Here is a 23,039-nt window from a genome sequence, read left to right as displayed (position 1 = left end):
TATGATATTATATGACGTATAATATAGGCGGTGATGTAATAAGGAAGGAGGTTGGGTTCATGAGTATGCCGCTCAGTGCGGAACTATTAGATGGCATTGTGCTCGCCGTGTTGCAACAATCCGATGCATACGGATACGCACTGACCCAACAAATACAAGCGGTGATCAGCATTTCCCCTTCCACGTTGTATCCGGTGTTGCGACGCCTAAAAGCTCAAGGTGCGTTAACGACTTACGATCAGCCATACGAAGGGCGCAATCGTCGCTATTATCGGATTACGCCTGCCGGAACCAAGTTGTTACAGGAAACCGAAACCAATTGGCAAACTTTCAAGCAGCAGATTGAGCATTTTCTGCCCGAAGCAGGTAATCAAGCGAAGAAGGAGGACCAGTCATGACGAGTGAAGCTTATTTTCAGGCACTAACGCAAATACTGTCACCGCTAACCAGCGATGAACGGGCAGAAGCCGTTGCCTTTTTTCAGGATTATGCCGAAGATGGCGGCTTGACGGACGGTGATGCAATTACCAAGGCGCTCGGCACACCGCAGCAGCTTGGTCGTCAGATTTTGGCAGATTATGCGATTAAAAGCAGCACGGCTTCTGGCTCCGCGGCGTCGCCTAAAGTAAATGCGCGGCAAATCAAGACCATTGTATTGGCGATTTTGTCAGCACCGATGACGGTTCCGGTTGCCATTGCGTTGTTTGTTATCGTTTTGGCACTGCTGATTGTGATTGTCGCAGTCAGTTTGGCGATTCTGCTGGTGCTTGCCGGTGCCACTGGCCTAGGCTTGGGCGTCGGTGCCTTCTCGATCTTCGCCGGACTGTTCCTGCTGGCTCATCCCATGGTGGCGTTGAGCTACGTGGGCTTAGGGATCGCAGCGATTGGCGTGGGACTATTCCTGATACCGTTATTGAAATGGACGACGCAAGGCATGTTTAACGTGGTGGCCCGCTTCTTCCGGTGGATTTATCGACACATCCGCAAGCAACATTTGGAGGTGACTCAGCCATGATGAAAAGATTCCTGGCAATTGGCGCGCTGCTAATTGTGCTTGGCTTGGCCATGCTTGGCATCGGTGCTGCCCATGATGGGTTGCAGCCAATTGCGGTGGTACATGGGCAGCCCATTATCGCCAACCCGACGACCAAAACGCAACAGGTCAAACCGTTCTCACGACTCTCGGTGACTGCTAATGATATGGACGTGGTCGTGAAAACCGGCGCGCAGTATTGCGTTGAAGTCACCTCAGTTGGATCAGGACACGTTATGCAGACGGTTCGTTCCGGCCAGCTCAAGTTAACGCAAAAAGGAAAGCCGATTTTTGGCATGATGCTCGGCCAGACACGCGCACCGCAAATTACGATTACAGTTCCGCGCGATCAAGCCATCACAGCGGCAACGGTCCACACTAGCTCCGGTAACTTGACGTATGCCGTTGCCAAAACCACTCGACTTAACCTCAGTGCAACCAGTGGGGATATGACGGTCAGCCATGTTCAGCAGGCGCAGTTGCAATTGCAGTCCGATTCCGGCAATGTTCGCGTGAAGAATTTGACATTGCGTGAGCCAAAAGTCATGACGAAATACGGCGATCTGTTTGTCACCGGCAGCACGATCACCCAAGGACAATTCACCTTGAGCAGTGGCAATTTTCACATGGCGCACACTGAGCTGAAAGGGAAAAATCAGGTTAACAATACCTATGGCGATAATGTCGTCACTGGGGCAGATAAGCAGAGTGGCTATGAATTACGCACCGGTTCTGGCGATAACAAAGTATTTACACGTGCCACAACTGAAAACAACGTCACTTATAACCGACGAGCAGATACGCAGCTCCGCTTAGTCACGCACAATGGCGACAATCAGGTGAAATAACGCGTTCGGAGGTTGATTTTTATGAAACTTACAACAAAAAATTTGACCATGCAATTTCACAATAAAATGGCATTGAATCATGTTTCGGTGACGATTGAAAGCGGCGGTTTGGTTGGCTTGATTGGGCCAAATGGCGCAGGCAAGTCGACGTTTATGAAAATTTTGGCGACGTTAATGCGCCCCACGGCTGGGGATGTTTTGCTGAATGGGCAAAGCATTTTACGGCATCCTGGCAAAATGCGGCGGGTATTGGGTTATATGCCGCAAACCGTACCGATTATTCCCCAGTTGACCGCAACGGAGTATTTGCAATATTTGTCCGCACTCAAAGGGTTGCCAACGACCAAGGCTAATCGCCAAATCAAGGCATTGTTGCAGCAAATGCATTTGCAAGGTGCTGCCCATGCACGTTTAGGCGGTTTTTCCGGTGGTATGCGGCAACGTGTGGGCTTGGCGGCCGCACTGTTGGGCAATCCGCAAATCATTATTGTCGATGAGCCGTCTGCCGGACTTGATCCAATTGAGCGGATTATGATGCGTAATTTGTTAAGTGAACTGGCCCAAACACGGATTGTCTTGTTGTCAACGCACATTGTTTCAGATGTCGAAGCCGTTGCCAGTCAATTATTGTTGCTAAAAGACGGGCAGTTGGTCTTCCAAGGCACTGCACCGGCGCTGATTCAAGCCGCAACGGGTCACGTGTGGGAGTATGTGCTGCCGCAAGGGACGGAACCGCAGACCGATCAGGCGATGAGCGAAATGCGGCAAGCCACTGATGGCATTCATATTCGGACCGTTGCCAAGCAATCACCAACCCCTCAGGCAGTAGCGGTGACGCCCACGTTGGAAGATGCAACGTTAAGTGCTTTGGAAAGCCGGTGATCAGCATGTTAACCATGATCAAAACATCGTTCAAAGAAAGAGTCCGCCAGCACTCATTCTGGCTGATGATCGGGACAGTGGTCGTGTTAGCGATTCTGTGTACCCCGCGGTTTAACACCGGTATTAAAGTCCTATCGTTAGATCCTAAGATTTTTCGGCAGGCGGATAATCCGACTTGGTTGCCAATCTGTGCTGCGCTGATTTTCGGCTTCACGTTGCCGTTTTTTGGCATAGGCGCGGTTGAAAATGCGCTGCAAACCGATCGCACCAGTGGCGTATGGCCATGGATTGCGACAACGCGGTTTGCGCGGCTATCGTATGGACTGGCTTTATTTGTTGGCAACTTTTTGGTGTTGCTGTCAATGTGGTTCGTAACACTGCTGGCTACCGGTTTGATGGTAGTGATTCGGTTTCCAGGACAAGGTATAAGTTTTGCCACCTTCTTGTCGCCGTTTCTGGCTTTGCTGCCGAGTATGGCCTTGATTGCGGCGCTGGCGTTGCTCGTCGAAAGCGTCACGGCTAAACGCAGCAGTGGGTTAGTCACAGTCTTTATGTTCGGCCTCTTGTATGTGTATGCTACTCAGTTATCGGAGCCGCACGCATTTTGGCATCGCTTGTTGAGTCTCAGCGGATTGACGTCACTGCAAGATACGGTCAGTCGCGCTAGTGAACATGTCATCGGTCGCCCGATCGATGGGATTCAAATGTTCAGCAGTTATGCAGGGCAGCAAGGCAAGCTGTCGCTACATTTTGGCCCCGTTGCATTTGACCGGACAACACTGGCCTTTATGCTTGGTGAGGTGTTGATTGCGGTAGGCATTGCGCTGGTGGCGGCATTGCTGATGCACAAGGCGCGGCAAACCGGTGGACTAAAAGTAAGGCATCAAGTCCAAGCACCAGCATCTAGCGCTTCAGTACCAGCGGACTATTTTCCCATTCAGGCTGGACATTTTCAGTGGCCGCAACTCCTGCAAGTGGAAGCAAAACGTCAGTGGCACATCGGTTCGTGGCGTTATCGCGCGCTTTTGCTAGGCAGTTGGTTGCTTGTCTGGTTTGTTCCCACCGCAGCACAACAAGAAGCGGGTTTGCCGATCGTATGGCTTTTGACCTTGCCATGGCTGAGTGCATTAGGCTCATCACCACGCGGCTGGCAGTCATGGCTGCATACGGTTCCGGCAGCAAATCAGCACCAAAAATGGGCTGAATTGTTAGTCAGCGGCGGATTGGCACTGGTCATCATGTTACCTTTCATCGTCCGGACGCCTAGTGCTGCGCTTCAGCTAGTGCTCGTGGCCTTAGCGACAGTCGCATTGGCGCAGGGGATGGGAAGCTTGCTGAACTCAGGGCATTTGCTAGCGTTGCTGATGGCGCTATTCTGGTTTTTCTACATGAATGGTCTTACCGGAATGATCAGCCCAACGCACTTTTCCTTGATCGTTTGCGTTGTCTTTGCAGGGTTGTTCATTGTTGGCTTGGCGTTGACGCAGTTTGCGAACCGTCGGCGAGGTTTGGCTTGATGGTGTGAATATTGGGAAGTGGAGAATGCCTAATATGATGTGCTTGCAAGGTGGAAGCCCTCTCGCCTAAAGCTATCTTCACGCCGCCTTCTAATTGCGTCGGTTCACGCTCACCATAACGCGCTCCCCGGCGCAGAAGCCTGCGTGTAAGGACCTTGGTCGCAATCGCCAAATAGTTTCAGTGGAAGATGGTTCTATTTTAGGCAAATGTGAGACCAGACTTCCGCTTTCTATAACGCGCTCACAGTCGCAGAAATCTACGTGTAAGGACCTCAGACCTAAATGGCCAAAGACCAGCCATTTAGGTCTGAGGCCACTTACACTCCGATTTCTAGGCGCTCCTGTTCACGCTCACAAAAAAGCAACCCCATCCAAAAGGATAAGGTTGCCACTGTGGCTTGTTTATCAAGCCACAGAAATGCCTTTCGCCATCATTATGGCAGGCATCAAGTATCGTTGCCGATACTACGGACTCGAAGTCCAATAAATTTACACGGAGTCTGTGCTCCGATAAATTTATGATAACGCTTTCGGGACGAAATTGGAAGCTATTCGCCTCGAGAAGTTTAGAATCAAAAATCATTAAATTGAGGATTGCCTCCTAGTGTTTATTTATACTCAAAAAGTAGTATACAATCAGTGTAAAACGCAAGAAGGTGATGTTCACCATGGCTAGTCATGAGAAGAGGCGGATACAGGTACAAGTTGATAAGGAACTAGCTGACAATACAGAGCAGGTCCTACAGCGGCTCGGATTGACGCAAACGACAGCAATCACGATGTTGTATAAGCGAATTGTTGCTACTGGTGCGATACCGTTTGAGCTAGCTTTAACCGAAAGTGAGAAAGCAACTTTACATTTTCTCGAAAATACTGAGGATACACCAGCGACCGCTTTTAAGGACGCGAAAGCAGTTGAAGAGTGGCTTAATGAAGACGAATGATCCTGTCATTCTCTATCGGCGAAGTTTGGCTTGATAGTTGTTAGATGAAAATACGTCCTATTGACAACTACGCAATTCTTCTATACGATAATACCGTATTAGGGAAGGAATTGGTTTGTGGCTATCATTCGATTTGGGTATGCACCGTCTTTTGATGATGACTGGTATTCTTATGGGTTAACAGACGGCGACAAGGAAGACTTAGAATCCTCTATTGTAGCGTTTGTCAAAGATCCACCGGAAAACAACGGTGGCAAAAAGTTCCCAGGAACCATCATTAGTGGCGTGTCTGGGGCGTACAAAATTAGGTTTGCTTCTGAAGTAGATCCAGCTGGGAAGAGTGGCGGTTACCGCTTGCTTTACATTGCAGTTCACAGAAACCAAGTGTATTTTTTGACTGTATTTGCCAAGGGTGACAAAGCGAACATTACGGCACGAGAGAAAAACGATCTGAGAAAGGTAATCAAAAAGCTGAAGGAGCGTTTGAAATGAGCAACAAAGTAAAATCAACCAGCAAAGTTCAGCGAGGAATTGACGAGCTTGATGCGCTACTGGATGGCAATGACCCCGGCTTTGTATTCCACACACGGAAAATCCCAACACCGCCTAATTATTCTGCTGAGGAAATCAAAAACATCCGGAAACGAATCCCGGCAACGCAGCGTGTTTTTGCACAAATTATCGCAGCTTCGCCAAGAACTGTTGAAGCATGGGAGTCCGGTAAGAGTCACCCAACAGGTCCAACTCGTAGACTTATTCAGATAATCGCACAGAATCCCAAAGAAGCAAGAAAGTTCATCTGACTTTTTTGAAACAGGGCTTTCTATGAATCTAGCAAAGGGTTGTTTCATAAAGCCTGCTTCAAACTAAAATGCCCTGAAATTCCAGATCGTTCGGAATTTCAGGGCATTTTTATGCAGATATAGAGACTACGGCCTTCGATAACTTGCAAGACATATGGACTGCAGTCGAAGCGGTTGATTTAGTTTCTTGTAAAAGAGGAAACTGAGTCAATTATTGTGGGAATAAGCTCAAGGGTTAAAGCCAAGATGTCAAATCATCAGAAAATAAATTCTTAAAAATAACAATAACAAGTATTTGAAATTTCGGAACACTGCTGAGTAAACACTCACAAATACGATTTCTAAAAGCGTGCAAAGTTTTTGACATTTATGCTGCTTTGGATTTAAATTTCGTTTGTGAAGGCGAAGCAAAATCACCTTCATGGTTTTCTGATTTAAGATGCCCGGCCGGCGTCAATCTATTACTTCTCGTACTCCCCTTGTCTATCTCGAATAGGAGAGAAAAGAAATGAAGAGCATGTTAATTGGTATTGTTCTCGTTGGAGCATCCTCTCTGGCCCTTGCTTCATCCAACACGAGGGTTTCAGCAGAACAAAATAATCCTAACAGTGATACGTCGAACTGGTCAGCAAGTCAGGTTACCAATTGGTTGAACTCAAGTCAGGACAAGCAGGCGGACGCGCCAGCAACACCTGACACAAGTGGGATTGTAGCGTTGGATCCATATGTACAAGTTGTTAATAATCAGTTCAAGTTAAGTATTCCAAGCGGCGTTAAAGTGGACCCGACAGAAGTTAAAGCGGCTGAGGAAGCTATTGCTGCAACAAACAAAGATATTAGTCAAAATGAGGGGACGATTGACGTTAACACAAAGGAAGTCAATATTCCCCAAGTTGAGACAAGAGCAGCTGAGTATTGGGAGCGACGGCAATATTGGTGGGGTAACCGACTGATTTTTCGGTCAAACGCTCAAGTTAACACCTTCGTGCATCTTCTTCGAAACGGTGGAAACGGGCTTGGGGCAATTCATATACCTTACATTGACGTGTTCTCTGTGATTACAAATCATTGGCGGGATATTGCAAACGCAATTGAAAGTTTTAACAATAGTCATCAGAATGATAAGATCTACATTGACCTTCACAATAGCTGGGCCGATAACTGGGTGATCGGTGTCTGGCACGATTAACATGCGAGGGAGGCTGATTTAGATGACTTTCTGGGATATCGTTCAAATAGTGTTTACCTCAGTTGTGATTATCTGGATTATTGCGACATCGAAGGGCAAAATTGATCGCAGAACTAAGGAACTCATTTGGATTGTTGTTCTCTTGGTGATTGTTGGAAATGTTGCAGGTTATATCATTGCGACTGAGCGGAGCCAGTGGGCAATTGCCTATAACTACACATTTGCCTTTATCCAGTTAGTCATCATGTGGTCGTTTGCACGAAACTTCTAAAGAATTTGTGCAAGAAGCTCGGCTATCTTCAGCAGTCATCCCATGAGCTGAATTTCATCCTTTTTGCACCAAGACTCAAAAGAAAGACATCAGAATCTCAAACTCGAGACTCCGGTGTCTTTTTTTGATTACGTTCCCTTTTTCAAACGCATGCGCATTACTTACCCGCAGTATCTTGTTGATAAGTAATCCGATAACTGCCGGCCGGGATGGTCAAGGTCTGATCATCGTGCTGGACAGCAGTTGTCCAATCTTTGCCGAATTGATCCTGCACGGCCACTTGGTGTGCTTGGGCGGGGAGTTCGACTTGTGCTTTTGCATTCATCGGTATGGCAACTTCCAGGGTTTGGTTGCCTGCGTCTTGCTGATAATGAACGGTGATGAGGCCCTTCACGGACGGGGTGGTGAGGTTCAGGTGGGTCAGGTTGCCCGCACGAACTTTGATTCTGAATGTAGAAAATCCGGGTTCGATTGGCATGATGCCCGCAATGCCCTGAACGATGGTTAATCCCGGGGTGGCACCCCACGGATGGGACAGCGTCAAGTTCGGCTTGTAGTGATTGCTCCAAGCTTCCGGGGCGATGGTGGCTTTCAGACTGTCGAGAATCGCGGCGAATGATTTGTGATCCTTTTGATCGTTCGGGTCTGTCAGCAAAGTGATCGCGTCTGCTGCATGGCCGGATTCGAACAGGCCCTTGAGCATGAAGTAGATAAAGTAAATGCTGCCGACGAATTGGCCGTCGTTAGCGACAAACTGGCTCAAACGATCAGCCATTGCTTGATCAGTGTAGACGCCATAGCAAAGCGCATAGGCCGAAGCGTGGTGTGAAGTATGGCGGTTAATGGTTTGGTCAGCATTCAGTGAATCAAAGAATCGGCCTGTCTGGTCATCGTACAACTTATCGATCAGATTCTTTTTAATCGTTGCTGCCCGATCTTGATAGTGCACTGCGTCGTCGTCATGATGCAGAACCTTGGCAATTTTGGCCATGGTCGAATAAGCACCGTAGAAAATGGCGTTGAACGGGGTATTATAGGTGCCTTCCACAAAGCCATCGCGTTCCGAAATTGGCCAATCGACCAAGCCGTCGTTAGTCACCAATCCGACTTTTTCATCGAAATTGTCGACACCTTTGATATTTTTTAGTGAACCTTTGAAACTCTGCGATGCGCCGTCAAAACTTTCGGCGGATTTGCCGCGGTTCAACTTGTACTGCAAGGCCGTGTAACGGGTCTTGAGTAGCGTATCATCGCCAGTGTAAAGAAAATCAAGCCAAGCCATTTCAATTGCGAACAGCTTGTAATCTTCCGGCCAGGTCGGGTTGTCGATTAAATAATCCAAGGAATGGCGGGCCAATGAATAATTCGCGGATACCGTGTAGCTTGTATTCGCGTTAACCAACAAGTCACCTTCATACGGCCGCCGTTCACGGGCCTGCGAGTCAACAAAAACATCCTGATTAGTGGCCTTAATCGTGTACTTAGATAGCTCGTATTCACGGTTTAGCAGGTCGCTATCGCTTTGGAAGTTGCCTTCGTTGTCCGGGAAACGCTGCTGCATGGCCCAGCCGTTAATGGCATCGAGGTGTAGGTCACCCTCGAAGCCAAGCAGTTCAACATAACGGAAATTTTTCATCTGTAATGTGGTGAAATGATTTTCACCCTTGACCAGTGTCCAATTTTCAACGTAGTCAGGGCCGCAAGCCATGTTGTGACGGACGTGACCGTTGTCTTCGAGTTGTTCACCCATCAGCACAGTCACGCGTTGATCCGTGTCACTGGCAAGATCAACGGTCAGGCCGCCGATAATTTCTTTACCTAGATCGATTAACCGATTTTGCGGTGAAAAAGTGACGATACGTTTATTGGCGTCATGGACCTCAATGCGCTCGGTATTTTCACTGCGATAGGGAACCAACACTTCGTCATCAGCGATCATCGGTTGCGGGTTGCGCCAAGCAGCTGTCCAATCATGGTCATCGAAGGTCTTGCTTGCCCAGTTTTGTGGGTAGTAGCGCATATCGATATTTTCACTGACCATGCCAAAATATTGGGAGCGGATTTTGATCCCGAAGTCGCCAAAAGCACTGCTGCCGTCCAGCGCCCGCCAGCTAGGATCAGCTGTGGTGACGACTTCTTTGGTACCGTCATGTTTGTACACAATCAACTGGCACCAAAAAGCGCGTCGGTCTGAACTGCCGGTTGCCAGCGCTGCTACCGTATTGGTGCCACTTTCCAGGTAATCAGTGGCGTCGTAGACATTATAGTAAACTGCCGTGCGGTCCGTGCCGTGATCGTGTTCTTGCTGACGCGCGGAACCGACCCCGAGGCAGTGGCCATTAACGTATAGGTCAAAGCTTTGGGCAAAAATCGGTTCATTGCCGCGCGCGAAGGCAACCACAACTGCCGTGTCGACATCGTTCGTGTCAATGGTCAACTGCGGACTGCGAAGAAAGACGACGTTGCCGATATGGGCTAGTTCTTCACCAGATTTTGGTTGCGATTGCCGCCAGATGCCTTGCTGAACGGGCAGTGCGGGGTCAGCACAAATGAATTTCGCCAGCTGTGAGAAATCACTGGTGTGGCCAAGATTGTCTTTAATCCGGACCTGCCAGTAATAGAGATCGCCAGGATGCAAGCTGTCTGCCAAGTCTGCGGCAGTGATGGCTGAGTTTTGTGCTGAATGGACCCAGCCGCTGTCGTATAGGTAGGTTTGGTGATCGCGATCCTGAAGCCGCTTGAAGACAACTAGCTGATAGTCCGTTTGGGCGGCGTCAGAGAAACTACTATGATTCCACCAACTGAAGCGGGGATGTTGCTGAACGTTATAGGCAAAGTGCTGCAAGTTAACGCTTAAATGATCTGGCGCGTACAATGCTGCTGTTATGTTTGACATGATTTAACTTACTCCTTTATAAGTAAAGAACCCTTTTTCTTAGCGTACGTTGTAAATATTGAAAAATCAATATGGCGTTTAAGCGTTTACTAAAAATCAAAGCGACTAGGCGAGCATAAATTGCGTGATATCACCTATTCTCGAGAATAGTAGGATTGGCAAAATGTGTATTTGTTCCAAACTTAGTATTTCATTGTCCCAAAGTGAAAATACGCGACCAAAACAGGCGCTTTTTTTGACGAACAGCGTGAAGAGAAACTTCGAAACAATGGTCGATATCGATAAATTCCGGGTCATTCTAGTAAAAAGGTCTATGTTTTAAGAAGCGCTTGCCGCATGTTTCACAAGTTTTCGCGGCAGGGATTATAAACCCTGCCGATTGGACAGATGGCTATTAGTGAGTAAGTGGTATCGATTTTTGGCTAGTCGTCATTGTTAAACAAATATGAAGACAGATGGCTCAAAATGAACGGACCCTGTAGATTTGTTCCGGTTTTGGGACATATCAATAGCAATCGCATCTCTTTTACTAAAATCTCCTAATTTTGGTAGCGGTTTTACGAAAACGATGTTAATCTCATTTTTGTAAACGTTTACGAAAAGCGGATTCGGATTCATATTTGTTGTTAATCAAACAGGGAGGTCTTTCATCGTGAAGAGGAAAGTCCGGTGGCGTAATGTTATTGGTTACGGTGCCGCAGATTTATTTGGTAATGGGGCGCTAACGGTTGCCTCAACGTGGATGCTTTTCTTCTACACATCCTTTGGTGGCTTGTCACCAGTCCTTGGTGGTACGATTCTTGCCATTGCTCGTGTAGCTGACTCATTAATTAGTCCATTGATGGGGTATTTAACCGATCATTTTGGCGCAACTAAAATGGGACGGAGATTTGGACGCAGACGATTCTTCCTGCTGATCTCCATTCCGTTAATGTTTATCTACGTTGTCATCTGGGTTTCACATATGGGCTTCTGGTATTATCTGTTTACCTATCTGCTCATGGAAGCATTCACGGCGCTGGTCATGATTCCTTATGAGACCTTAGCTGCTGAAATGACAGATGATTACGATATGAAAGCTCGTTTGTCCAGTTCCCGGATGCTTTGGTCAGCGCTTGCAACGTTCCTTGCATCATGGTTGCCAGGTCGGATCTTTGCTATTATGGGTAAAAACAATCCCAACGCGTTCTTAACGCTTGGTATTGTCCTAGCCATCATCTTTATTCTTGCGATCGGCTTAACCTACTTCTCCACTTTCGAGCGGGAAACTGACGGTACGCCTGAAGAACGTAAAGCGATCATCGAAGAAAGCCGCAACAAAGGCGAAAATCCTTTGGTAACGCTTTGGAACATGATTAAGGATATGGGTTCGGTTTTCCGAATCAAGTCCTTTGCACTTCACTTAGTTATTTATCTTAGTTCATTTACCGCCCGCGATATTGTGGGTGCGACGTATGTCTTCTACATTGTTTATGCGATGCAGAGTAACCCAACCGAAGCTTCGAACATCCTGACAGTTGGTTCAATCATTGGTATTCCATGTAACCTGTTCTGGCCGAAGATCATGAGCAAACTTGGCCCGTCTAAGTTATTGCGGATTATGTACTTAATGATGTTCTTTACGGTTGCTTGCTATGCCGGTCTTTATTATGGTTCGGCTGCAGGTACCAGCTGGGGCATCATGACCTTGTACGCACTTCAGGTTACGTGGGGCATTTCAAACTCTGGTACCGGTTATGTTCCGTGGACGGTTTACACCTTCATTCCTGATGTGGATGAAATGGTCACCAAACAACGGCGCGAAGGTATTTTTGCCGGCATCATGACGTTTGCTCGCAAGACCACTTCTGCACTGGCACCGTTCTTAACCGGGATTGTGCTATCAGCATTTGGCTTCAATGAATCAGCCAAAAGCCAAAGTGCAGGTGCGTTAAACGGTTTGATCTTATGGATGCTGCTTGGTACCGCCCTCATGCTGCTCTTGGCATTTGTCACTTCTTACTTCTTCAAATTGGATCGTGAAAGTCACAAGGTTCTGCGTGACGAAATCGATCGTCTGAAGGCCGGTGGTAAGATGTCCGATGTTGATCCGAAGGTTAAAGCGCAAGTTGAAAACCTAACCGGATTTAAGTATGATCATCTTTGGGGTCACAACAACATCGTCTGAGGTGTTCACGCAGCTACTCAAAAAAGGCTTTAGAGAGCGTTGTCATTTGATTCACTCCCAATTCAATCAATTCTGCCGCAACGAGCGGAACAACGCACAACGTAAACCATGGCCACCGGAAACATAAATCCGATGTACATGGCAAAATGAAAAACCCGTGTTCAGGTGAATGCGGGTTTTTTCGTGGAGAAAAGTTTGCTATAATTTTTTTGAATTGAATGGCGATGGTGTTCGCCTATACGTTTAGTTGATGACACCTACCTTGGGATATATGACAGGGTGGGTGTCTTTTTATGTATGCATGACAGAAAGCTGGCAGGAGACGCACGAAAAGGAGAATGAACAGTTTATGATACAGCGAGAACAAGTACGGTTTGGCTGGCTGGTAGGTATTTTTGTTGGCGGTTTTTTCGGTGGCGTTTTGCGTTACTGGATTAGCGCAGTAACAACAGATCAAGCAACTATGATGGGAACAACGATTGTGAATTTGCTAGGAAGCTTTTTGTTGGCAGTAACCACTTATGGATTGGACTTGAAGTTTGATTTGCCTGAATGGTTACTGTTAGCGATTGGAACAGGCTTGATCGGGGGGTTCACAACATTTTCCACGCTTATGTTGGACTTCGTAAGTCTGATCAGAACGAATATGCTTGCGGCTATCTTGATGCTAAGTGTGAATCTTTTGGGAGGGATGCTAGCTGTAGTGGTAGGCGTACTAGTCGCCAAATTCACGGTTGGAGAGGATCATGGCGCTTTATGGTAATACTGATTGGGATCGGAACAGGATTGGGAGCAGTGTGTCGCTACGGGTTGACCGTGTTGGGACGAACTTTATGGCCAGGTAAGCCATTTGCTACGTTGTTGATTAATGTTTTGGGTGCATTTTTAGCTGGCCTTCTGGCGGGATTGCCAGTATTGTCGAATTTCCGACTATTTTTATTGACTGGCTTTTGTGGTGGATTTACAACATTTTCAACTTTCACGACGGACACGTTTATTTTGCTGAGGAATCGTCAATGGCGATTGGCAGCACTTTATGGTCTGAGTAGTGTGCTGCTAGGGATACTGGCAATGGTAACAGGATTGACATTGTCTGGAGCTTAAGTGTGCAACTTTTGCGCATAAAAAAAGCCGCCTCAACCAACGTCGAGACAGCCACAACTGTGGTAACCATCAATCAAAATCTTGCATTTGTTTTTGGTTGTAGGCTACTGAGATTTGTGTAGAACAAGTCAGCCTGCAAACGGGCTTGTTCTTCTTCGTGGGGATCGCGTGGTGTGGCGATCAGATGCTCAACGCGTTTAAAAGTATGCTTGATCAGTGACATTAGAAACATCTCCCCTTTGGTTGCTCCTGTTTACAACTACATTGTAGGAGCTATGTCAAAGAAATTCAATCGGTCTAGGGCAAATGAAAACGCATTCATTGCAAAAAGTTTACGAAAAGATTGCAGATGTTACAATGTTTCACAAGCGACCAAGAAAAGTTCCTAAAATAAACAGTGAAATCGGAGCGATTGGTGGTCAAAATTACTTAGCAGCTATTTGGTTTTGAATCTTTTCTAACTGCTGATACTGACTGAGCATCCAGCTGCGATAGTTTTTGCCTTTAGGTAAGGTTTCGGTGACATTAAGAACCGGAACCTTATTTTCTTTTGCGAGTTTAATGAAACTATCGACAACTTTAGAACTGGCTTGACTATTGTTAACGAAAAAGGCAATTTTCTTTGTCTTAATGTCTTCTTCGACGCTATGAATATCTTTAGCGCTATAATCGGTACCTTCTTCAGTCGCCTGGGCAAAGTGGCGGTTGTTAATCTGATAGCCGAGGTAATCGAGCGCATAACCGAAGACCGGTTCGGAAACATCTACTTTCTTGCCTTTGGCGTTTTGCCTAAGTTTTCCGATCAGGTCATTGAGTTTACCGAGTGAAGCAATATAGTGCTTGGCGTTAGCTTTAAACGTCGCCTTTTTGTCCGGATTCTGTTTTGCAAATCTGGCAGCTAGCGCGTTTGCGAGTTTCGGCATGGTTCGCGGATCGTACCAGATGTGCTCATTGTCGCCTTCATGTTTACCCATGATATCTTCCGCGACCCGTAAAGACTGTTTAGACTTGTTCTCGGACTTGATCAATTTGGTCATCCAGCCGTCGTAGCCGATGCCATTAGCAATCACCACATTGGCAGTCGCTATCTGCTTGCCGACTTGGGTGGTTGGTTCATAATCGTGGGGATCAATTGCCGGGTTGTCAATAATCGAAGTGACTTGCACTTGTTTGCCGCCGACAGCTTTGGCGACCTCACCATAAAAATCTACAGAAGCGACAACTTGAATTTTATCATTGTCACCGGACGGCTTAGCGGTTGTGCCACAAGCGCCTGCCACAACCGACAACAATAGTAGACTGATGACTGTCAATACTCGTTTCATCATTCGTAAAACCCCTTTAACCGTAATCGTTACGAGCATAAGCGTAGCGTACTGAGGGCTATAGACGCAAGTAAAATATTCGTTTGATCAGCTGTCAGTCTTGAGGGATCCATAATCGAATCAAGGATGACCGCGGTTTTGTTCTAAAGACGAGAAAAAGAATAAGCCCTTGATTTGGCCCTATTCTTTTCAGTAAAAGCGTTTGAATTGATGTTTATCGATGATTCTTAAAGAACAGAACGCTACCGAGTACAGTTAACACGATGCCGATCGCAGTGGACAGGGCGCTTACAAGGCGTTCACCTGTCTTGGGTAGGATCATCCATCGCTTGGAGGCGTGCTTGCTGTGGGGATTAATTGTTTCAGTTGAGGAATCGTCTTGCCCGAATTGCGTGTTCGTGTCTGAGTCCGTTGGCAAAGCTGTATCGGAACTGGCTACCGAAGAAGTTACTGCAGATTTGGCTGGCTGAGACGTATGACTTTCAGAGGTCGAACTGGCGGATTCTCTAGTAGGGGCTGATGAAGAAGCGCCCATTGATGGCTTAAGACTTGCTGATGAATCACTTGACCCAGTACTGGAAGCTGATTCAGGAACTGACGAACTCGATTTAGAAGAGGCAACCTGATGGCTTGAGGAAGATGCAGACGACTGCGCGCTTGATGGCGTTGACGGCGGGTTAGACGGCTTGGTGCTGCTGCTCGGTGCTTTAGATGAAGGTTCTGAAGGTTCTGAACTGCTGGATGCCTTAGATGAAGGTTCTGAAGGTTCTGAATTGCTCGATGCCTTAGACGAGGGCTCTAATGGTTTTGAACTTCTTGAGGCTTCAGACGAAGGTTTTGATGGCTTAGAGCTGCTCGATACTTTAGAAGATGGCTTTGCCGATGATGCAGACGAATTGGAAGTGCTCGATGAATTTGATGATGAAGCAGGTGCTATCGGCATATCCGCCGACTTGACGGCCACTCGCGGATGATCTTTGGTCAAAGTGAATTTAATTGGCTGTCGGTTGAGGCGGTAGCCAGCGAGTGCTTTGGTTTCGACAAACTGATACTGACCAGCCAGTAACTGAGAAATTGATAAGCTGCCATTCTTGTCAGTCGTCAGCCCGTTTTTAACAAGTTTGCCATCATTGCGGTAAAGTGCAAAAGTTTCCCCTTTTAATGGTTGCGGCGGTCTTGTCGCACCTACTTTAGTTAGCTTCACCTGACTGACTGAGCCAATACCAACACCAGTGTTATTCCAAGTGATTTTACCCTTGGCAGTTGGATTCAACCCGCTATCTTGCGAGCCTGTTGCCGTGACCTGATTGTTCCAGGTGTTCTTGTCACCGCTAAAACTTCCAAAACTGGTTGAAAGCGGATTGGTCCATAAGCTGACTTCAACGGCTGTGGTAATGGTGCCTAAGGGGATCGTCATTTCCCGATCGTTTACTTGAGGAGTAACTTTAATCGTACCATTTTGATGAAAGGCGTTCTGACTGTATGTGCCAGTGGCTACGGTCAATGCATGCGAAGCATCAAATGTCTGACCTGCATCCAAAGTATCATGCAGGACAACATCGTGGATAGTTTTGCCTTGAGGGTTTAACGTGATTTGCCATTGAAAGAGTTTTGGTCTGCCCAGTGAATCGACATATTGGTTCGAATCCGCTGCATGATTACCCTTAGGCGGCGTCACCACCCAGCCGGCTTTATTGATATACCAGCTAACCTGCTGGTGATCGGGATCGTTAAAGCGGCCATTGACTTGGAGTTTTAAGGTGCCTTCGCGTTTAACCGTCTTTTGGCTGAAAAAGTCGGTAAAGGTGATGAGCCCTTGGGAGCTGCCTGCTTTAACAAAAACATTGCCAATCGTTTCCTGGGTGCCGGGGTTTAATATTTTGAAGCTAATGTCGGATTGCGGCAACACCGATGATGGCAGTGAAAATTCGGCAGTGTCGCCGGCATTAACGGTGACCCCATCGGAAATTTGCCAACGGTACGTTAAGTAATAAAGCTGGCCTCGTGAAAGACGCGCTGTATGGGTCACATCTTTTTGATTAATGTCGGTAATCGTTGCATCATTGCGATTTAAACCAGAAACCGGGACATTCTTTCCCGCATCAACGACGGTCGGCGGGCTGATTAGCGGGCTGAACAAGAACGTTAGACTTGCAAGCAGCAGCGTTAACAGTAACCAACTCGACGTATATTTTCGGATGCGGTTTTGAATTTGCATAGATACATTCCCTCTTAAAAATTAGATTCCAATTTATTTATATCAGATCGCGGTTTATGGAATTAATAATATAAAAAAAATCGCCGAGTCCTCTTAAAAAGTTGCTACCTACTGAGTAGGCTTCCGGTGAAATCTTTTTTTAATTGGCAAAGAACGGGTTTCAATAGAAGGAAGGTTTGTCACCTTGCGTATTCGGTTGGTCAACCCCAAGTGATTGACCAATGTGCTGGCTAGGATCGTTGATTAAATTGACGACTAGATCCGCGATGCTGCGACGTGAAACCTCTGTTCCCTTGAACGGCTCACCTTTTTGGGTGATCTCGTAGCTCACGATATTTTTGTTGGACAGCCATGCCGGACGGATAATCGTATAAGCTAAATCAGACGTCTCAATGACTTTAGCGGCCGCCGCATAAGTTTCCAGATAGCCACCGTCTAACATTTTGTGATTCCAGCGGCCAAATGCACCGGGAACTTCATCATAAATGCCCAGCGTTGAAATCCAGATTAACCGTTTAATGTTGTTGGCATCCATGGCTTGGACCACTGACTTGGCTTGGTTTTCAATGCCTTTGTTGCCTAGATTGGCATAGACAAGATCACTGCCGTTCATGGCTTTTGTCAGAAGGGGAGTGTCGGTGACATCTCCGTCAACAACGGTTTCCCGCTGTTCATTAACGTCTTGCAGCCGCTCAGCGTGACGCAGAAACAAGTTAAGATGATGCTGAGTTTCTTTCAACAGGCGCTGGCGTACCAATGTTGCAATTTGTCCGTGGGCGCCTAGAATCATGACATTTGCCATGGTCATCTTCCTTTCTTGTTCGTAAGTCAATTTCATTGTAACACTGTCGATTTTGGGTGGAAGGCGGCGGAAGGGAGGTGTTGGCTTCTATAACGCGTTCGCTGGCGCAGGGGTCTGCGTGTAAGGACCTCAGTCACAATGAGCAAGCCCGGGTCATCGCGCCTGAGGCCGCTTACACTCCGACCCCTAAACGCGCCGACTCACGCTCACACAAAAAAGCACGCCATTTCTGGCGTGCTTTCCTTCTGGCCGGGGTTGTCCGGTGCTTTTGACCCGGAGCTATGGTTTGTCATGTAATCAAAGCTAAGCGATTGACGAATTCGACAGGGGATGTGTCTTGCCGAAATTAAAAGTAAAGGAGAAAAAGTGTGGCAAACCCTCGTGGCCAGAAAGAGGTTATTTGCTTACCGAAGTGGCGCTGGATGATGACTGATCCTGGATTTTTTCAAGCTGCTCATATTGGCTTGTCATCCAAGTGCGGTAGTTTTTACCTTTTGGCAGCGTTTCGGTAACCTTTAAGACCGGAACATTGTTCTGTTCGGCTAATTTAACCAAACGTGTGACAGTCTTGGAAGATGCCTGGATGTTATTAACGAAGAAGGCAATCTTCTTTTCTTTAATGTCGGTTTCGATACCGTGGATATCCTTGGCACTATAATCGGTACCGTCTTCAGTAGACTTGGAGAAGTGTTCATCGTTGACTTTATAACCCATGTAATCCAAGGCATAGCCGAAGACTGGTTCGGAAACGTCAACGAGTTTGCCATTTGCATTAGCCTTTAGTTTGTTGATTAAAGCGTTGAGATCATCCAAGGAAGCGATATACTTCTTCGCGTTGGCTTTGAACTTAGCCTTGTCAGCCGGGTCCTTCTTGGCGAACTTGTCGGCTAAGGCATTAGCCAACTTCGGCATGGTTCGCGGATCATACCAGATATGTTCGTTGTCGCCTTCCTTTTTGCCCATCAGATCGTCAGCAACTTTTAAGTAATTTTTCGACTTGTTTTCGGACTTGACGACTTTGTCCATCCAGCCGTCATAGCCGATACCGCTGGCAACCACTAAGTCAGATTTTGCAACTGACTTGCCGACTTTAGTAGTTGGTTCATAATCGTGCGGATCCACGGCCGGATTGTCGATAATCGACTGAACCGAAACTTTATTACCGCCAACCGCTTTGGCGACCTCACCATAAAAATCGACGCTGGCAACAACCTGAATTTTGCTGTTGCTAGTGCTGGATTGCTTTGCGGCACCATTATTACCGCACGCTACGCCGAAAATGGCTAGCAGTACGACACTGATACCTGCAAGTAATCGCTTCATCATAAATACCCGCTTCCTTCCAAAACGTAATCATTACGCTTTAAACCATAAAGCAAGCGGAGCAAATTGACAAGCAAAATTTTTAAATTCTAATCCGAAATCAATTGCTGCCAAAATTTCATTGACAGCAAAAAGGCCGGCATGATAAGGTTAACTTCGTCGTTTAAGCGTAATGATTACGATTAAAAGGAGCTGAAAAATTTTGGAGAAAACCGATTTGGCGAGTGCACGGCGGCGTATGAAAAGCCCAAACATTAAAACCCGTAAGCGCGCCTTGAAGATTTTACATGAGGCAAAACGCAAACAACAAAAGAATCGATAAAAGGAAGTATACGCCTGTCAATTTGCGAAACCAACAATGACAGTGTGGTCACTTCATAACAGAAAGAGGTAAGCGAATGGCAAAAAAATCAAAGATCGCCAAGGCCGAGCGCCAGGAAAAATTAGTTCAACAGTATGCGGCGAAGCGTGCGGAACTCAAAGCAAAAGGTGATTACATCGGACTTAGCAAATTGCCGCGTGATTCGAGTCCGGTTCGACTACACCATCGTGATGCATTGGATGGCCGACCACATGCGTATATGCGTAAATTCGGCCTTTCCCGACTCAACTTTCGCGAGTTGGCACACAAAGGACAGATTCCGGGTGTCCGCAAAGCCAGTTGGTAGTAGTGGCGTACCGCTGAAAAGATTCATTGCTTTTAGCGAGACATTGAGCCGTGAAAATGCTTAAAATAACATAGTGATAAACACAGTCCTATGAACAATCAATGAGATTGCTCATGGGACTTTTTTTATGGCTAATAGCGATGAATTTATGTATTCGATTTTATTGCTTATTAATTTAGCTTAATCAGCAGTCATCACGAAGAAATTTGGTTAACGAGTTATAACTTTAAATGGGTTGCCAATATTTTTTAAGTACGCCTTAAAAAACACTTGTCAGTAGGCGCGGTTTTCTGTAAGCTAAGGATGAAAGCAAATTAGGTCACCCTAAAATTGGAGGTTCTTATGTTAACAGTCAAGAACCTGACCGTTGCCTACGCTGACACACCGGTGTTTGCTGATGTTGCCGTTCATTTTAACGCAGGCAAGATCACCGGGATCATTGGGCCTAACGGAGCAGGTAAATCGACCCTGATCAAAGCCATACTGGGCTTGATCAAGGTCCAATCAGGAACAGTGGACTTTTCTGGCAAAACACTCAAAGAAGTCCAGCAAGCCATTGCTTATGTTGAACAGCGTAAAGATCTGGATCTGACATTTCCGATTAATGTTCTGGATCTGGTGCTGACCGGGACGTATGGGCGCTTGGGTTTATTGAAAAGTCCCGGGAAAAAAGAACGTCAGGCAGCCTATGATGCGCTTGAACAAGTGGGATTGGAGGAATTTACCAAACGTCAAATCAGTCAGCTGTCCGGTGGTCAGTTGCAGCGGGTCTTTGTTGCGCGGGCGATCGTTCAACAAGCTGACATCATGATTCTCGACGAACCGTTTGTCGGGATCGACATGAAAAGTGAGCAAGAGATCATGACGATTCTGAACCAGTGGCGGGATGCCGGTAAAACGTTAATCGTCGTGCATCACGATTTGAACAAGGTGTCGAATTATTTTGATGAACTTGTGGTCATGAACCACGGCATTATTGCTGAAGGACCGGTTGAAGAAGTTTATACGGCCCGGAATATTGAACGGGCATTCTCGGCGGACCTTTCCAATGTATTGTTTGCAACTAAGGAGGGGGCGAGCGCATGAACTCATTGATTGAATTTTTTAACGCGTTAGGCAAGTATGACTTTCTGCAAAGCGCATTAGTAACCGCGATTATGGTCGGGATCATGTCCGGCTTGATCGGTAGCTTCATTATTCTACGCGGTATGTCGTTGATGGGCGATGCGATCTCCCATGCGGTGCTTCCGGGTGTGGCGGTTGCCTATATGCTGGGCGTCAACGTGATGATCGGCGCTTCAGTATTTGGAATTATTGCCGCCCTATTAATCGGTTTTGTAGCCGCTAACAGCAAGATTAAAACCGATACCTCGATTGGCGTCGTGTTCAGTGCGTTTTATGCCTTAGGATTCATTTTGATTTCAATGGCAGAAAGCGCCACGAATTTACACCACATTTTGTTCGGTAATATTTTGGCGGTTAGCGATAGCGACATCATGACCACCGCGATCGTCTTAGGCATCGTCGTCCTGTTCGTGGTTCTGTTTTATAAGGAATTGTTGATCACGTCCTTTGATAATACCTTCGCCAAGACGTATGGGTTAAACACCACAGCAATTCATTATGCCTTGATGCTCGTTTTGACTTTGGTGACAGTTTCAGCCTTGCAGACAGTCGGGATCATTCTGGTGGTTGCGATGCTGATCACCCCCGCGGCAACGGCGTTCTTGTGGACCGACCGCCTCGAAACCATGCTTGTCATGGCAGCTAGTGTGGGTGTGATCTCATCCATCACGGGCCTGTACTTCAGCTTTACTTTGAACTGGGCATCCGGTCCGGCCATCGTGCTCGTAGCCGCCGTCCTATTCGCTATCTCATTTATTTTCTCGCCAAAACAAGCATTCTTTAGTTTTAGCAAGCGTCAGCGGACCAAGGAAGCCGCGACGACTCAGACAGCGGAGGAGATTGTTCGATGAAAAAGATTTTAATCACAGTTGGCGCGTTAATTGTTATGATCGGTGGCGTATTTTGGTTCGTCAATAGCCGCAGTAATGCGCAAAAAGACGCTGCCAGCACCGGCCAAAAGTTACGGGTTGTGACAACCAACTCGATTCTCGAAGATATGGTGCAAAATGTCGGTGGTGAGCGGATCAAGCTTTATAGTATTGTGAAACGCGGTACCGATCCGCATGAATACGAACCGCGACCGACCGATGTGGCGGCGACTAGCGAAGCCAATCTTGTTTTCCACAATGGCTTGAATCTCGAAACCGGTGGCAATGGCTGGTTCAAAAAACTGGTAAAAACATCACACAAAGCTTTTGGTAAGGACGTCTTTTCCGCAAGTGCCGGGGTTACACCAGAACATTTGACAACCAACGTCAAGGAAGAAGATCCGCATGCGTGGCTGGATTTGGCTAACGGGATTCAATACGTTAAGACTATCACCAAGGTGCTTAAGGAAAAAGATGCCAAGAATGCCGATTATTATCAGAAGAACAGCGATCAGTATGTAGCCAAGTTGCAAAAACTGCATAAAACGGCGCAATCACGCTTCCTGGACATTCCGGAAAAGCAACGCGTTTTGGTAACATCAGAAGGTGCCTTTAAGTACTTTTCCAAGGCTTATCACGTGACTCCGGCCTATATCTGGGAAATCAACACCGAAGCTCAAGGGACGCCAGAACAGATGCAAACGGTTTTGGCTAAGATCCGGGCGTCAGAGGTTAAACACTTATTCGTTGAAACATCGGTATCACCGAAGTCAATGAATAAGGTGGCTAAAGAAACCGGGCTTTCGATCTACTCCAAGATCTTCACCGACTCCCTTGCGGCGAAAGGCAAGCAAGGCGACACTTATTATACGATGATGAAGTGGAATCTCGACAAGATCCACGATGGCTTGGCGGGGTAGCGCTCGAAGCCTTTGATAAAGTACAGAGACATGCTCATGTGTGAAGTCGGCTAGTAATTGGTCGGATTCACATCAAAAACAGCGCTGCTCGCGGATTTTCGTAAAGGAATCTGCGGGTGGCGCTGTTTAGTTGGC

Annotated in this window: 24 protein-coding genes and 1 riboswitch; of the genes, 18 read left to right on the top strand and 6 right to left on the bottom strand. The window is 46.9% G+C overall.

Annotated features, from left to right (window positions below; genetic code table 11):
• Window positions 1-59 precede the first annotated feature (59 nt).
• The 10 genes from LACPH_RS11365 to LACPH_RS11320 all read left to right on the top strand — a co-directional run bounded on the left by LACPH_RS11365 (window position 60) and on the right by LACPH_RS11320 (window position 7,487).
• The gene (locus LACPH_RS11365) at window positions 60-398 is read left to right on the top strand and encodes a PadR family transcriptional regulator (RefSeq protein ID WP_306386985.1); all 339 of its coding nucleotides are present in this window, start codon (window positions 60-62) and stop codon (window positions 396-398) included.
• Window positions 395-1,015 (top strand): DUF1700 domain-containing protein, encoded by a 621-nt coding sequence (locus LACPH_RS11360; protein ID WP_306386984.1) that lies wholly within the window; start codon window positions 395-397, stop codon window positions 1,013-1,015. The genes LACPH_RS11365 and LACPH_RS11360 overlap by 4 nt, the downstream gene beginning before the upstream one ends.
• Window positions 1,012-1,881, top strand: a complete 870-nt coding sequence (locus LACPH_RS11355; RefSeq protein ID WP_306386983.1) for a DUF4097 family beta strand repeat-containing protein — start codon at window positions 1,012-1,014, stop codon at window positions 1,879-1,881. The genes LACPH_RS11360 and LACPH_RS11355 overlap by 4 nt, the downstream gene beginning before the upstream one ends.
• A gap of 21 nt (window positions 1,882-1,902) precedes the next feature.
• On the top strand, window positions 1,903-2,763 hold the full coding sequence (locus tag LACPH_RS11350) for an ATP-binding cassette domain-containing protein (protein ID WP_306386982.1): 861 nt from the start codon (window positions 1,903-1,905) through the stop codon (window positions 2,761-2,763).
• Window positions 2,764-2,768: 5 nt separating this feature from the next.
• Window positions 2,769-4,280 (top strand): hypothetical protein, encoded by a 1,512-nt coding sequence (locus LACPH_RS11345; RefSeq protein WP_306386981.1) that lies wholly within the window; start codon window positions 2,769-2,771, stop codon window positions 4,278-4,280.
• Between the two features lie 668 nt (window positions 4,281-4,948).
• Window positions 4,949-5,224: a type II toxin-antitoxin system RelB/DinJ family antitoxin gene (locus LACPH_RS11340; RefSeq protein ID WP_306386980.1), complete on the top strand. Its 276-nt coding sequence runs from the start codon at window positions 4,949-4,951 to the stop codon at window positions 5,222-5,224.
• Between the two features lie 117 nt (window positions 5,225-5,341).
• Complete coding sequence (locus LACPH_RS11335) at window positions 5,342-5,716, top strand: type II toxin-antitoxin system RelE/ParE family toxin (RefSeq protein WP_306386979.1); 375 nt, start codon at window positions 5,342-5,344, stop codon at window positions 5,714-5,716.
• Entirely contained in the window at window positions 5,713-6,027 is a 315-nt protein-coding gene (locus LACPH_RS11330; RefSeq protein ID WP_306386978.1) for a helix-turn-helix domain-containing protein, read from the top strand. The genes LACPH_RS11335 and LACPH_RS11330 overlap by 4 nt, the downstream gene beginning before the upstream one ends.
• A gap of 508 nt (window positions 6,028-6,535) precedes the next feature.
• Window positions 6,536-7,216, top strand: a complete 681-nt coding sequence (locus tag LACPH_RS11325; RefSeq protein WP_306386977.1) for a hypothetical protein — start codon at window positions 6,536-6,538, stop codon at window positions 7,214-7,216.
• A 22-nt stretch (window positions 7,217-7,238) separates the two neighbouring features.
• Window positions 7,239-7,487: a hypothetical protein gene (locus tag LACPH_RS11320; RefSeq protein ID WP_306386976.1), complete on the top strand. Its 249-nt coding sequence runs from the start codon at window positions 7,239-7,241 to the stop codon at window positions 7,485-7,487.
• A gap of 157 nt (window positions 7,488-7,644) precedes the next feature.
• Here LACPH_RS11320 and LACPH_RS11315 read toward each other — a convergent pair whose 3' ends face one another.
• The gene (locus LACPH_RS11315) at window positions 7,645-10,383 is read right to left on the bottom strand and encodes a family 78 glycoside hydrolase catalytic domain (RefSeq protein ID WP_306386975.1); all 2,739 of its coding nucleotides are present in this window, start codon (window positions 10,381-10,383) and stop codon (window positions 7,645-7,647) included.
• Window positions 10,384-11,035: 652 nt separating this feature from the next.
• On the opposite strand from LACPH_RS11315, the gene LACPH_RS11310 reads away from it, so the two are divergent.
• The 3 genes from LACPH_RS11310 to LACPH_RS11300 all read left to right on the top strand — a co-directional run bounded on the left by LACPH_RS11310 (window position 11,036) and on the right by LACPH_RS11300 (window position 13,654).
• Window positions 11,036-12,550: an MFS transporter gene (locus LACPH_RS11310; protein ID WP_087912778.1), complete on the top strand. Its 1,515-nt coding sequence runs from the start codon at window positions 11,036-11,038 to the stop codon at window positions 12,548-12,550.
• A 211-nt stretch (window positions 12,551-12,761) separates the two neighbouring features.
• A riboswitch (Fluoride riboswitch) is annotated at window positions 12,762-12,817 on the top strand.
• A complete protein-coding gene (locus LACPH_RS11305) occupies window positions 12,801-13,313 on the top strand; it encodes a fluoride efflux transporter FluC (protein ID WP_370531181.1) in 513 nt (170 codons plus the stop codon). It overlaps the preceding riboswitch by 17 nt.
• Window positions 13,307-13,654: a fluoride efflux transporter FluC gene (locus LACPH_RS11300; protein WP_010492455.1), complete on the top strand. Its 348-nt coding sequence runs from the start codon at window positions 13,307-13,309 to the stop codon at window positions 13,652-13,654. Before LACPH_RS11305 ends, LACPH_RS11300 begins: the two co-directional genes overlap by 7 nt.
• Before the next feature lie 73 nt (window positions 13,655-13,727).
• Here LACPH_RS11300 and LACPH_RS11295 read toward each other — a convergent pair whose 3' ends face one another.
• The 5 genes from LACPH_RS11295 to LACPH_RS11275 form a co-directional block, all read right to left on the bottom strand.
• Entirely contained in the window at window positions 13,728-13,877 is a 150-nt protein-coding gene (locus LACPH_RS11295) for a hypothetical protein (protein ID WP_041084771.1), read from the bottom strand.
• A gap of 202 nt (window positions 13,878-14,079) precedes the next feature.
• The gene (locus tag LACPH_RS11290; RefSeq protein WP_306386974.1) at window positions 14,080-14,982 is read right to left on the bottom strand and encodes a metal ABC transporter solute-binding protein; all 903 of its coding nucleotides are present in this window, start codon (window positions 14,980-14,982) and stop codon (window positions 14,080-14,082) included.
• Between the two features lie 211 nt (window positions 14,983-15,193).
• On the bottom strand, window positions 15,194-17,197 hold the full coding sequence (locus LACPH_RS11285) for a SpaA isopeptide-forming pilin-related protein (RefSeq protein ID WP_306386973.1): 2,004 nt from the start codon (window positions 17,195-17,197) through the stop codon (window positions 15,194-15,196).
• A gap of 160 nt (window positions 17,198-17,357) precedes the next feature.
• Window positions 17,358-17,999 carry an NAD(P)H-binding protein gene (locus LACPH_RS11280; RefSeq protein WP_306386972.1) on the bottom strand — a complete coding sequence of 214 codons (642 nt, stop codon included), beginning with the start codon at window positions 17,997-17,999 and terminating at the stop codon, window positions 17,358-17,360.
• Window positions 18,000-18,395: 396 nt separating this feature from the next.
• Complete coding sequence (locus tag LACPH_RS11275) at window positions 18,396-19,325, bottom strand: metal ABC transporter solute-binding protein, Zn/Mn family (RefSeq protein WP_010492449.1); 930 nt, start codon at window positions 19,323-19,325, stop codon at window positions 18,396-18,398.
• A 199-nt stretch (window positions 19,326-19,524) separates the two neighbouring features.
• Here LACPH_RS11275 and LACPH_RS11270 point away from each other — a divergent pair, with 199 nt between their 5' ends.
• The 5 genes from LACPH_RS11270 (at window position 19,525) to LACPH_RS11250 (ending at window position 22,904) form a co-directional block, all read left to right on the top strand.
• Window positions 19,525-19,644: a putative metal homeostasis protein gene (locus LACPH_RS11270; protein WP_010492447.1), complete on the top strand. Its 120-nt coding sequence runs from the start codon at window positions 19,525-19,527 to the stop codon at window positions 19,642-19,644.
• Window positions 19,645-19,720: 76 nt separating this feature from the next.
• Window positions 19,721-19,990 (top strand): 30S ribosomal protein S14, encoded by a 270-nt coding sequence (rpsN, locus tag LACPH_RS11265; protein WP_025012864.1) that lies wholly within the window; start codon window positions 19,721-19,723, stop codon window positions 19,988-19,990.
• A gap of 342 nt (window positions 19,991-20,332) precedes the next feature.
• A complete protein-coding gene (locus LACPH_RS11260; RefSeq protein ID WP_010492443.1) occupies window positions 20,333-21,076 on the top strand; it encodes a metal ABC transporter ATP-binding protein in 744 nt (247 codons plus the stop codon).
• Window positions 21,073-21,966, top strand: coding sequence for a metal ABC transporter permease (locus LACPH_RS11255; RefSeq protein WP_049171910.1), 894 nt, complete (start codon window positions 21,073-21,075; stop codon window positions 21,964-21,966). Before LACPH_RS11260 ends, LACPH_RS11255 begins: the two co-directional genes overlap by 4 nt.
• Window positions 21,963-22,904: a metal ABC transporter solute-binding protein, Zn/Mn family gene (locus LACPH_RS11250; protein ID WP_087912771.1), complete on the top strand. Its 942-nt coding sequence runs from the start codon at window positions 21,963-21,965 to the stop codon at window positions 22,902-22,904. Before LACPH_RS11255 ends, LACPH_RS11250 begins: the two co-directional genes overlap by 4 nt.
• Window positions 22,905-23,039: the final 135 nt, after the last annotated feature.

Origin of the sequence: Lacticaseibacillus parahuelsenbergensis (assembly GCF_030770265.1) — a bacterium.
GTDB lineage: Bacteria > Bacillota > Bacilli > Lactobacillales > Lactobacillaceae > Lacticaseibacillus > Lacticaseibacillus casei.
Note: the sequence above shows the minus strand (reverse complement) of the source record. Positions and strands in the feature narration are given on the sequence as shown.